Raw genomic sequence first — 11,468 nt, 5'->3', positions numbered from 1 at the left:
GTCGAGGCGCGGGCCGCCCGGGGCGGTGGCGCGGCGGCGCAGGACGACGACGAGGACGACGGCGCCCGCGGCGAGGGCGAGGAGGAGGAACAGGAGGGTTCCGGGGTCGAGGCTGATCACGGCCCCGGAGTGTAGTGGAGCCTCGCTTTCGGAGGGGCTCCGCCCGCGCTACGCGTGTCCGTGCTGCACGACTCGTTCAACTTCTCCGCTACGCGTGTCCGTGCTGCGCTACCTGTTCAACTACCCCGCTACGCGTGTCCGTTGAATGCGTCCCTCATACGGCTAAAAAAACCCGAGCCGCCTTTGACCTCTTTGATCTCCTCGTCGCGCAGGGTCGCGAGCTTGCGCAGGAGCTCCTCCTGCTCGGCGTCGAGCTTGCTCGGGGTGCGGACGTCGAGTTCGACGTAGAGGTCGCCGCGGGCGCCGCCGCCGCGGAGCTTGGGGACGCCGTGGCCGCGGACCTTCTTGATGGTGCCCGGCTGCGTGCCGGGAGCGAGTTCGACCTCGACCTGGTCGTCGAGGGTGTGGATGTTGAGCTTGGTGCCGAGGGCGGCCTGAGTCATGGGGACGCGGACGCGGCAGCGCAGGTCGGAGCCGTCGCGGGTGAAGACCTCGTGGGGCTTCTCGTGGACCTCGACGTACAGGTCGCCGGCGGGGCCGCCGCCGGGGCCGACCTCGCCTTCGCCGGAGAGGCGGATGCGCATGCCGTCCTCGACGCCCGCGGGGACCTTCACGGTGATGCGCCGGCGCGAGCGCACGCGGCCCTCGCCGCCGCACTTGCGGCACGGGTCGGTGATGATCGTGCCGTAGCCCGAGCACGCCGAGCAGGGGCGCGCGGTGCGGACCTGGCCGAGGATCGTGCGCTGCACGACCTGGACCTCGCCGGAGCCGCCGCAGGTGGAGCACGTCGTGGGCTCGGTGGAGCCCTCAGTGCAGGAGCCGTTGCAGGCGTCGCAGAGGATCGCGGTGTCCACGGTCAGGGTCGACTCGGTGCCGAACGCGACCTCTTCGAGGTCGAGGTCCAGGCGCAGGAGGGCGTCGTTGCCGGGCCGGGTGCGCGAGCGCGGGCCGCGGCGGCCGAAACCGCCCATGGAGCCGCCGAAGAAGGCGTCCATGATGTCCTCGAAGCCCATGAACGGCGCGCCCGCGCCGCCGGAGGCGCCGCGCGCGTACGGGTCGCCGCCCGCGTCGACGACGGCCCGCTTCTGGGGGTCCATGAGGACCTCGAAGGCGGCGTTGATCTCCTGGAGGCGCTCCTGCGCGTCGGGTTCGTCGCTGACGTCGGGGTGGTACTTGCGCGCCAGCTTCCGGTACGCCTTCTTCAGTTCGTCCTCGGTGGCGTTTCGTTCGACGCCGAGAATGCCGTAGTAGTCCTTAGCCACGTGCGCTCTGTCCTGTCAGCGGTTCTGTTCCAAAATCTCGGATACGTACCGGGCGACGGCGCGGACTGCCGCGATCGTGCCCGGGTAGTCCATGCGGGTCGGCCCGAGCACGCCCATGTGCCCGACGACGGAGCCGGGCCCGTACCCGGCGGTGACGACGGTGGCCTCGCGGAAGTCGGCGACCTCGTTCTCGTCGCCGATGCGCACCGTCAGGAGCGCGTTCGAGTCGGCGCGGCCCAGCAGCTGCATGAGCACGACCTCCTCTTCGAGGGCTTCGAGGATGGGCCGGAGCGACCCGGCGAAGAAGTTCCCGTTGCGGGTGAGGTTGGCGGCGCCGGCGACGGCGACGCGCTCCTCGGTGCGGGCGACGACGGACTCCAGGAGCACGCGCGCCAGCGCGGAGGCGGTGGCGCGCAGTTCGGGGCGGGCGAGTCCGGCGAGGCCGCCGATGATGCGGGGGGCGTCGGCGAGGGCCTTGCCCTGGAGCTGCTCGTTGACGAGGCGCCGCAGGTCGAGGACGTCCTCCTCGGTGAGTTCGGCGGGCGTCTCGACGTAGCGCTGCTCGACGCGTCCGGTGTCGGTGATCATGACGAGCATGAGCCGGGTGGGGGTGAGCGAGACGAGTTCGAGGTGGCGCACGGAGGAGCGGTTGAGGCTCGGGTACTGGACGACCGCGACCTGGTGGGTGAGCTGGGCGAGGAGGCGCACGGTGCGGGTGACGACGTCGTCGAGGTCGATGGCCTCGGAGAGGAAGCGGTGCACGGCGCGGCGCTCGGCGGCCGAGAGGGGTTTGATCTTGCCGAGGCGGTCGACGAAGAGGCGGTAGCCCTTGGCGGTGGGGATGCGCCCGGCGGAGGTGTGGGGCTGCTGGATGTAGCCGGCCTCTTCGAGGTAGGCCATGTCGTTGCGGACGGTGGCGGCGGAGACGCCGAGGGCGTGCCGCTGGGCGACGGCCTTGGAGCCGACGGGCTCCTGGGTCGAGACGTAGTCCTCGACGATGGCGCGAAGCACTTCGAGCTTGCGATCGTCCATCGCCGCCACGTCCTCTCGGTCTCGATGCCGCCCGGTGGTCCGGCGGACCGGGCCGAAGCTCAGTCTGCCGGACTCAAGTTTGGCACTCCCTGTCCAGGAGTGCCAGTGTACGTGTGGGGTCAGACGCCCGGGATGATGAGCGCGCCGTCGTCGGCGACGGTCACCCCGTTGTCGCCGAAGTCGTCGGCGAGTTCGTTGAGGTCGTCGAACGCGCCGTTGTCCTCGTCGAGGGTCGGGTAGCCGTCGCCGTCCATGATGCTGGCCTGGGCCTTGGCGGCGACGATGGTGCCGTCCTCGCGGATGGTGACCGAGAGGATGGCGGAGCGGCCGAGGGGGCCGTCCATGCTGAAGAGGTTCTGGCCGCCGCCGAAGTTCCCGAGGGAGTAGGCGATGAGCTTGCCGTTGTAGACCTCCATGCCGCGCAGGACGTGGGGGCCGTGGCCGAAGACGAGGTCGGCGCCGCTGTCGATGCAGGTGTGGGCGAAGGCGCGGGTGTCGCCGCGGTCCTCGCCGAGGTAGTTCTCGACGCCTTCGGGGACGTGGCGGTGGTCGGTGCCCTCGGCGCCGAGGTGGGCGGTGGCGACGACGATGTCGGCCTGCTCCTTCGCGGAGGCGACGAGGGCGGCGACGGCGTCGAGGTCGCGGTTGTCGGTGTAGAAGGTGTAGGGCGCGAAGCCGACGAGGCCGACGGTGAGGCCGCTCGCGGTCTCGACGAGGGCGACCTCGTCCTTGATGCCGCAGATCTCCATGCCGGCGGCGCGGACGGCCTCCTGGGTCTCGGTGGCGCCGTCGGGTCCGGCGTCCCAGCCGTGGTTGTTGGCCTGGTTGAGGACGTGGAAGCCGGCGCCGGCGAAGACTTCGGCGTATTCGGCGGGGAGGCGGAAGTAGGTGCACTCGCCGCCGCCGCACTTGTCGAAGTCGAGGGTCGACAGGGCGCCTTCCATATTGGCGATGACCACGTCGCCGGCGAGGGCGTCCTTGACGCCGTCGAAGAAGCTGGCGCCGTCGTCGGAGGCCATCTGGTTCGGGTAGGACCCGGGCATGGTGTCGCCGACGTGCGTGATGGTGATCTCGCGGGGCGGTTCGGGCGAGGGGGACTCCGACGGGGTCTCCTCGGCGGCGCCGGCGCCGCCGTCGTCCTCTGCCTGGGGCTCTTCCTTGGAGCACGCGGCGAGGGCGAGGCCGGCGAAGGAGGCGGCGAGGACGCCGCGGCGGGAGGCGGCGGGGGAAGGTGTGCGCATGGGTGGTCGGGCTCCGGTGTCGAGGATGCAGGGGTCGGGGCCTGGGATGCCGGGGGTCGGCGCGGCCCGCGCCGGCGGGGCCGACTGGGGACCGGCTCGCGGCGACGGGTCAAATCTACGGGGCGGTCGCTTGCGCGTCGTCAGGCGGTGAGGTCTCTCACCACGGCGTCGGCGAGGAGTCGACCGCGGAGTGTGAGGACGAGGCGGTCGTCGTGGAGTTCGGCGAGTCCTTCGGCGGCAACGCGTTCGGCGGCGGCCCGGCCTTCGGGGCGCAGTTCGGCGAGCGGGAGGCCGCTGGCGAGGCGGGTGAGCAGGAGCACCCGTTCGAGATAGCGGTCTTCGGGGGTGAGGAGCTCGTGGCCGGCGACGGGGAGGTCCTGGGCGAGGGCGGTGCCGTAGGTGGAGGGGTGCTTGTGGTTCCACCAGCGGACGCCGGGCAGGTGGGAGTGGGCGCCGGGGCCGGCGCCCCACCAGTGGCCGCCGTCCCAGTACAGGAGGTTGTGTCGGCACCTGGCGGTATCGTTCTTGGCCCAGTTGGAGACCTCGTACCAGGAGAACCCGGCCGCGGAGAGGGCGGCTTCCGCGGCGAGGTAGCGGTCGGCGGCGACGTCGTCGGAGGGCTGGGGCACCTGGCCGGAGCGGATGCGGCGGGCCAGCGCGGTGCCGTCCTCGACGATGAGGGCGTAGGCGGAGACGTGGTCGACGCCGGTGTCGACGGCGGCGGCGAGGCTGTCGGCGAAGTCGGCGGCCTTCTCCCCCGGGGTGCCGTAGATGAGGTCGAGGCTGACGTGCTCGAACCCGGCTTTGTGGGCGTAGGCGACGGCGTTCAGGGCCTTCTGCGGGGAGTGCTCGCGGTCGAGGACCTTGAGGACGTGTGAGGCGGTGGACTGCATGCCGATCGAGACGCGGGTGAAGCCGCCGTCGTGGAGCTGCGCGAGGTAGTCGGCGTCGACGGATTCGGGGTTGGCCTCGGTGGTGGCCTCGTAGCCGGCGGCAAGGCCGAACTCGGAGTCGATCTCGGCGAGGATCGAGGCGAGGTCGGCGGCCGAGAGGAGCGTGGGGGTGCCGCCGCCGAAGAAGACGGTGTCGACCTTCGGAGGCGTGTCGCTGTGCCCTTGGTTCACTCCGCTTCGCTGCGTGAACTGGGCGGCGGCGGCGCGGATCTCGCTGCGGACGATCGCGGCGTAGGTGTCGCGGGAGACGCCCGCGCCGAGCTCGGAGGCGGTGTAGGTGTTGAAGTCGCAGTAGCCGCAGCGCGAGACGCAGAACGGGACGTGGACGTAGAACCCGAATCCGGCCTCCCCGGTTGCGGGGTCGGCGGCGGCCGCGGCGATGTCGGTTGCGGGACTGGTGGACACCCTGTCTACGGTACTTGCGTGGACAGCAACGACGCACCCATCGGCTACCGCGCCCACGAGGCAGTGGCGACCATTACGCTCAACGACCCCGCCAGGCGCAACGCCCTGTCGACGCACCTCATCGGCGAGCTGCGGCGGGCCCTCGCCCGCGCGGTCGCCGACCGCGGCGTGCGGGTCATCGTCATCGACCACGCCGGGCCGGTGTTCTGCGCCGGCGCGGACCTGAAGGAGTCGGCGGCGGCGCACAGCGCGGCCGCGCTCCCCGCGGCGCATCTGGCCGACGCGCTGGCCGACATCGCCGAAGCCCCGAAACCGGTGGTGGCGGTCGTGCGCGGGCCCGCGCGCGGCGGCGGCCTCGGCATCATCGCGGCCGCGGACTTCGCGGTCGGGTACGACGAGGCCGAGATGGCGTTCAGCGAGGTGCGGCTCGGGGTCGTCCCGGCGGTCATCGCGCCGGTGGTGCTGCGGCGCATCGGTCCGGCCCGGACCCGGGAGCTGTTCCTGGCGGGCGGAGCGCTCGTGTCCGACCACGGCGACAGCTTCACGGGCGACGACGCCGAGGCGTGGGGCCTGTTCTCGTTCGCGGTCGCCCCGGAGCACCTGGACGAGTCCGTCGGCGAGCTCGCCGCGCGGCTCAAGCTCGGCGGCCCGGCCGCACTGGCGGGTGTGAAGACGCTCACGGCCACACCGGATCTGCGGCGGCAGCTGCGTGAAGCGGCGGCCCTTACGGCGGAGTACTTCTTCTCCGAAGAGGGGCGCGAAGGGGTCCGTTCGTTCATTGAGAAGCGGCCCGCTTCTTGGGTAGGCTTACCAGCCGCCGACCGACCTGATCGGAGTCACCTGTGCGCGCACTCCCGGCCCTGACCTCGCTGCTCGCGGTCCTCGCGCTCGCGGGCTGCACCGACGACGCGCGGGAGGCCCTGCGTCCCACCCAGACCGGCTGCTACTTCGCGACAGGGATCGGCGAGACGCACCTGACGGCCGAGCAGGCGTCGAACGCCGCGACCATCGCCGCGGTCGGGCTGCGCGACGGCTTCGGCGAGCGGGCGGTGGCCGTGGCGATCACCACGGCCATGCAGGAGTCCGAGCTGAAGAACGTCGACTACGGGCACGACGACTCGCTGGGGCTGTTCCAGCAGCGCCCGAGCATGGGCTGGGGCACCGAGGAGGAGCTCCTGGACCCCGTCTACGCCTCGTTCAAGTTCTACGAGAAGCTCGACCGCACCGACGGCTGGGAGGACATGACGCTCGCCGAGGCCGCGCAGGCGGTCCAGGTGAGCGCCTACCCGGACCTGTACGAGCAGTGGGAGACCGACGCGACCGTGATCGCCGCGGTCTTCGCGGGGGGCGTGGACGGCGGCGTCGGGTGCGTGAAGGGGAACGCCCCGGAGGTCACGGCCGATCCGGCGGCGCTCGCGGAGGCGTACGAGTACCAGTGGGGCGCCGAAGTGTCCGAAGTGGACGACGATAGGGTCGTGATCGACCCCGACGACTCGACGGAGGGCTGGAACCGGGCGGCGTGGGCCGTCGCGCGGTCGTACGACTTCGCGATCGCGAGCGTCGCGTACGGCGGGATGGTCTGGGCCGCAGGCGAGAACGCCTGGGTCGAGCCGGACGCGGAGTCCCACGGCGAGGACGCGGTCGAGGTCGCGAACGACAGCCACGCCGCGGTGATCATCACCTTCGCCACCGTCTGAGAGGTCGCGGGGCCGGAGAGTTCGGCCCCGGTTCATCGGCGCGACGTGCGGGCGTTCCGGGCGATCCACGCGCGCTTGCTGGGCTGTGTGGGTCACAAACCCGCTCAACTCCCCCCGAAGCGAGGCCACACCATGCGCATGTCGCGCCGAATCCTGCTCGCGTCCTCCGGTGCCGCGGCGGCGACCGCGGTCCCCGCGGCCGCCTGGGCCGAGACCCGAATCCACCCCGTCCTCGAATCCGACCCGTTCACGCTCGGCGTCGCCTCGGGCGACCCCGAGCCCGACGGCGTGGTCCTGTGGACCCGCCTGGCCGTGAATCCCCTCGCGGAGGACGGCTTCGGCGGCATGCCGAACGGCGTCTTCGACGTCAAGTGGGAGGTCGCCAAGGACGAGCGCTTCCGCCGCCGCGTCGCCTCCGGCCGGGCCCAGACCGCCGCCGAGGTCGGCTACAGCGTCCACATCGAGGTCGACGGCCTCGAATCGGGCCGCGAGTACTACTACCGCTTCAAGACCGGGCGGTGGACCTCCCCGACCGGGCGGACCCTCACGGCCCCGTCGCGCCGGTCGATGCCCAGCGAGCTGCGCATGTCGTTCGCGTCCTGCTCGCAGTTCGAGCACGGCTACTTCACCGCCTACCGGCACATGGCCGAGTCGCGGCCCGACCTGATCCTCCACCTGGGCGACTACCAGTACGAGTACAAGGCCGGCGTGTACAACTCCCCCGACGGGAACGTGCGCGACCACGAAGGGCCCGAGACGGTCACGCTCGCGACCTACCGCCAGCGCCACGCCCAGTACAAGGCCGACGCGGACCTCCAGGCCGCGCACCTGGTCGCGCCGTGGCTGGTCATCTGGGACGACCACGAGACCGAGAACAACTGGGCCGACGAGGTGCCCGAGTCCGGTTCGGACACCCCGAACACGGCGGACTTCCTGGTGCGGCGGGCCGCGGCGTTCCAGGCGTACTGGGAGAACATGCCGCTGCGGCGGTCCTCGGTGCCCGAGGGCATCGACATGCAGCTGTACCGACGGGTCCGGTGGGGGCGCCTGGCGAACTTCCACATGCTCGACACCCGGCAGTACCGCGACGACCAGGCGTGCGGCGACGGGACGCAGTCGAACTGCGCCGACGCGTGGGACGAGTCGCGCACGATCACCGGTGAGGCGCAGGAGGAGTGGCTCATCGACGGCTTCCACGAGTCGACGGCCCGCTGGGACGTCATCGGGCAGCAGGTGTTCTTCACCCAGCGCGACAATAGCGCCGCCGCCGACGTGCTGCGCACGAGCATGGACGGCTGGGACGGGTACGCGGCCTCGCGGCAGCGGATCATCGACGGCTGGGTCGAGGCGGAGGTGCGGAACCCGGTGGTGCTCACCGGGGACGTGCACACGCACTGGGCCGGGGAGATCCTCCCGGACTTCCCCGACGCGCAGGGCGACTCGGTGGGCGTGGAGCTGGTGGCCACGTCGATCACCTCGGGCGGCAACGGGGTCGACTCAGTGCCGGAGGACAACGCGGCGCTGGTCGTCAACCCGCACATCAAGTTCCGCAACGCGCAGCGCGGGTACGTGGAGACGGTGATCAAGCCCGACCAGATGGACGTGAACTTCCAGGTCGTCCCGCAGGTGACGGTGCAGGACGCGCCGGTGTACACGCGCCGGTCCTACACGATCGCCGACCGGGACCGCTCGCTCCACCAGACGTACGACCGCCCGGTGGACGCCTCGACGATGTCGACGAACACGAGCCCGTTCGCGGACTCCGACGAGAACACCGACGACCACCTGAACTAGTTCCGCCGCACGGGGAAGGACGGTGTCGTTCGATACCGTCCTTTCCCGCTCCATTCACGCGCAATTCAGCACCGTCGCCGATTGCACCGAATTGCCGTATCCGGCGGGCTTTCGCGGAGAAACGCCGGTCCCCGGGGCTTGCCTCGGGAGGCTACAGTGAGCAGTGAATGCACACCCTCTCTTTGCCCGGAGCAGCGAAATGACGTATCCGCCGCAATCGCACGACCCGAATCAGTACGGCGCCGCACCCGGTCCCGGGGGACCGGCCCCGCAGCCCGGCGGGAACGGCGACTTCTTCACCGAATGGGGTCTCAAGGAGAACCCGGCGCGACCCAAGAAGGTCAACCAGCTGACGCAGATCCTGTGGGCCTACTTCGGCCTGTCGGTGCTGATGCTGCTGCTGACGGTCCTCGCGATCGCGACCATCCCGTTCTTCGGCGGCTTCGCCATCGCCACGGGGATCGTGGGCCTGGTCTTCCACGGCCTGTCGATCGTCATCGCGTGGTTCGTCAACAAGGACAAGCTGGGCGTCTTCGGCGCCCAGGACCCACGCCTCGCGCTGTGGATCGGCTTCGGCCTCCTCGGCCTGTTCTCGCTCGGCGGGATCTGGGGCGGCTGGGGCTGGTACGCGGCCGTCGGCGCGATCGTCGGCCTGGCCCGCCTCGGCGCGGTCGGCGTCGGCTTCTACCTGCTCGCCCAGCCCGAGGTCGAGCACTACCTGCGGTCGCGGCCGGGCAACCAGCCCAAGCCGCCGGCCGCGCCCCCGCAAGGCGGGTACCAGCAGCCGCCGCAGGGGTACCCCCAGCAGCAGGGCTACCCGCAGCAGCCCCCGGCCCCGGGGTACCCGCAGCAGCAGCCTCCGGCGCCCGGCCAGCAGCAGGCGCCCCCGCCCGGGTACCCGCAGCAGTAAGGCGACGTGAAACCTGAAGGGGCGGAACCGTTTCGGTTCCGCCCCTTCAGCATGTCCGGTGGTCGGGCTAGTCCTCGTCGGTCCGCAGCGCGGCGATGAACGCCTCCTGGGGGACTTCGACGCGGCCGATGTTCTTCATGCGCTTCTTGCCCTCCTTCTGCTTCTCGAGGAGCTTGCGCTTGCGGGAGATGTCGCCGCCGTAGCACTTGGCGAGGACGTCCTTGCGCAGCGCGCGGATGGTCTCGCGGGCGATGATCCGCGAGCCGATCGCCGCCTGGATCGGCACCTCGAACTGCTGGCGCGGGATGAGCTTCTTCAGCCGCTCGGAGAGGCGGACGCCGTAGGCGTAGGCCTGGTCCTTGTGGACGATCGCCGCGAACGCGTCGACGCGCTCGCCCTGGAGCAGGATGTCGACCTTCACCAGGTCGGACTCCTGCTCGCCGTCGATGTCGTAGTCGAGCGAGGCGTAGCCCTTGGTGCGGGACTTGAGCTGGTCGAAGAAGTCGAAGACGATCTCCGCGAGCGGCAGCGTGTACCGGATCTCGACCCGGTCGGTCGAGAGGTAGTCCATGCCGGTCTGGACGCCGCGCTTGGTCTGGCACAGCTCCATGACCGTCCCGATGTACTCCTTCGGGGTCAGGATGGTGGCCTTGGCGATCGGCTCGGTGATCGAGTAGATCTTCCCTTCGGGGAACTCCGACGGGTTGGTGACCTCGACTTCCTCGCCGTCCTCCTTGACGACCTGGTAGACCACGTTCGGCGCGGTCGAGATCAGGTCGAGGTTGAACTCGCGCTCCAGGCGCTCCTGGATGATCTCCAGGTGCAGCAGGCCCAGGAAGCCCACGCGGAAGCCGAAGCCGAGCGCGGCCGACGTCTCGGGCTCGTACTGGAGCGCGGCGTCGTTGAGCTGGAGCTTGTCGAGGGCCTCGCGCAGGTTCCCGTAGTCGGAGCCGTCGATCGGGTAGAGCCCGGAGTAGACCATCGGCTTGGCCTCGGTGTACCCGGGCAGCGCCTCGGTCGCGGGGTTCTTGTTGAGCGTGACGGTGTCGCCGACCTTCGACTGGCGGACGTCCTTCACGCCGGTGATCAGGTAGCCAACCTCGCCGACGCTGAGGGCCTTGGAGACCACCGGCTCGGGGCTGATGACGCCGATCTCCAGGAGCTCGTGGTCGGCGCGGGTCGACATCATGCGGATGCGGTCGCGGGCGTTGAGCTTGCCGTCGATGACGCGGATGTAGGTGACGACGCCGCGGTAGACGTCGTAGACCGAGTCGAAGATCATCGCGCGGGCGGGCGCGTCGGCGTCGCCGGTCGGCGGCGGGATCTGCGCGACGACCGCGTCGAGGAGCTCGGCCACGCCGATACCGGTCTTGCCGGAGACGCGGAAGACGTCCTCGGGCTCGCACCCGATGAGGTTCGCGAGCTCCTCGGCGTACCGGTCGGGGTCGGCCGAGGGGAGGTCGATCTTGTTGAGCACCGGGATGATCGTGAGGTCGTTGTTCATCGCGAGGTACAGGTTCGCGAGGGTCTGCGCCTCGATGCCCTGCGCGGCGTCGACCAGGAGGATCGCGCCCTCGCAGGCGGCGAGCGAGCGGGAGACCTCGTACGTGAAGTCGACGTGCCCGGGGGTGTCGATCATGTTGAGGACGAAGCCCTGGCCCTCGGCCGCGCCGGAGCGGGCCGTCCAGGGCATGCGCACGGCCTGGGACTTCACCGTGATGCCGCGCTCGCGCTCGATGTCCATGCGGTCGAGGTACTGCGCGCGCATCTGGCGGGCGTCGACGACCTCGGTGATCTGCAGCATGCGGTCGGCCAGGGTGGATTTACCGTGGTCGATATGCGCGATGATGCAGAAGTTCCGGATCGACTCCGGCGCGGTCGAACCTGGCGCGTTGGTCACGTTGACCTTCCCTCTCGGATGTGCGGAAAACGGCTCGCAAGCTTCGCCGACCCCGCCGACCGGCCGATCGTGGTCGCGGCTCGGTTTCAGGGCGGGCTTGACAATTCTGCCTTACGGGCCCGGGTGTCCCCGCCCACCCGGAGGGAAAGGCCCG

General features: G+C 70.7%; 9 protein-coding genes. 4 read left to right on the top strand and 5 right to left on the bottom strand.

The window, feature by feature from the left end:
• Positions 1 to 248: 248 nt before the first annotated feature.
• From dnaJ to hemW, 4 genes are all read right to left on the bottom strand, one after another.
• On the bottom strand, positions 249 to 1,382 hold the full coding sequence (dnaJ, locus tag DI269_RS09405) for a molecular chaperone DnaJ (RefSeq protein ID WP_112135056.1): 1,134 nt from the start codon (positions 1,380 to 1,382) through the stop codon (positions 249 to 251).
• Positions 1,383 to 1,397: 15 nt separating this feature from the next.
• Positions 1,398 to 2,414: a heat-inducible transcriptional repressor HrcA gene (gene hrcA, locus DI269_RS09400; RefSeq protein WP_112135054.1), complete on the bottom strand. Its 1,017-nt coding sequence runs from the start codon at positions 2,412 to 2,414 to the stop codon at positions 1,398 to 1,400.
• 119 nt (positions 2,415 to 2,533) lie between these two features.
• Positions 2,534 to 3,655 (bottom strand): CapA family protein, encoded by a 1,122-nt coding sequence (locus tag DI269_RS09395; RefSeq protein WP_112135052.1) that lies wholly within the window; start codon positions 3,653 to 3,655, stop codon positions 2,534 to 2,536.
• A 140-nt stretch (positions 3,656 to 3,795) separates the two neighbouring features.
• Positions 3,796 to 5,013 (bottom strand): radical SAM family heme chaperone HemW, encoded by a 1,218-nt coding sequence (gene hemW / locus DI269_RS09390; protein ID WP_112135050.1) that lies wholly within the window; start codon positions 5,011 to 5,013, stop codon positions 3,796 to 3,798.
• 18 nt (positions 5,014 to 5,031) lie between these two features.
• Here hemW and DI269_RS09385 point away from each other — a divergent pair, with 18 nt between their 5' ends.
• The 4 genes from DI269_RS09385 to DI269_RS09370 all read left to right on the top strand — a co-directional run bounded on the left by DI269_RS09385 (position 5,032) and on the right by DI269_RS09370 (position 9,414).
• On the top strand, positions 5,032 to 5,877 hold the full coding sequence (locus DI269_RS09385; RefSeq protein ID WP_198667280.1) for an enoyl-CoA hydratase/isomerase family protein: 846 nt from the start codon (positions 5,032 to 5,034) through the stop codon (positions 5,875 to 5,877).
• Positions 5,856 to 6,710 (top strand): hypothetical protein, encoded by an 855-nt coding sequence (locus DI269_RS09380; protein ID WP_112135048.1) that lies wholly within the window; start codon positions 5,856 to 5,858, stop codon positions 6,708 to 6,710. The genes DI269_RS09385 and DI269_RS09380 overlap by 22 nt, the downstream gene beginning before the upstream one ends.
• A 132-nt stretch (positions 6,711 to 6,842) precedes the next feature.
• Positions 6,843 to 8,504, top strand: a complete 1,662-nt coding sequence (locus tag DI269_RS09375) for an alkaline phosphatase D family protein (RefSeq protein ID WP_112135046.1) — start codon at positions 6,843 to 6,845, stop codon at positions 8,502 to 8,504.
• Between the two features lie 199 nt (positions 8,505 to 8,703).
• Positions 8,704 to 9,414: a hypothetical protein gene (locus DI269_RS09370; RefSeq protein ID WP_112135044.1), complete on the top strand. Its 711-nt coding sequence runs from the start codon at positions 8,704 to 8,706 to the stop codon at positions 9,412 to 9,414.
• Positions 9,415 to 9,481: 67 nt separating this feature from the next.
• On the opposite strand, the gene lepA is transcribed toward DI269_RS09370, so the two are convergent.
• Entirely contained in the window at positions 9,482 to 11,314 is a 1,833-nt protein-coding gene (lepA, locus tag DI269_RS09365; RefSeq protein ID WP_112135041.1) for a translation elongation factor 4, read from the bottom strand.
• Positions 11,315 to 11,468 lie beyond the last annotated feature (154 nt).

It is taken from the genome of Glycomyces dulcitolivorans (assembly GCF_003265355.1).
GTDB classification, from domain to species: Bacteria; Actinomycetota; Actinomycetes; order Mycobacteriales; family Micromonosporaceae; genus Glycomyces; species Glycomyces dulcitolivorans.
Note: the sequence above shows the minus strand (reverse complement) of the source record. Positions and strands in the feature narration are given on the sequence as shown.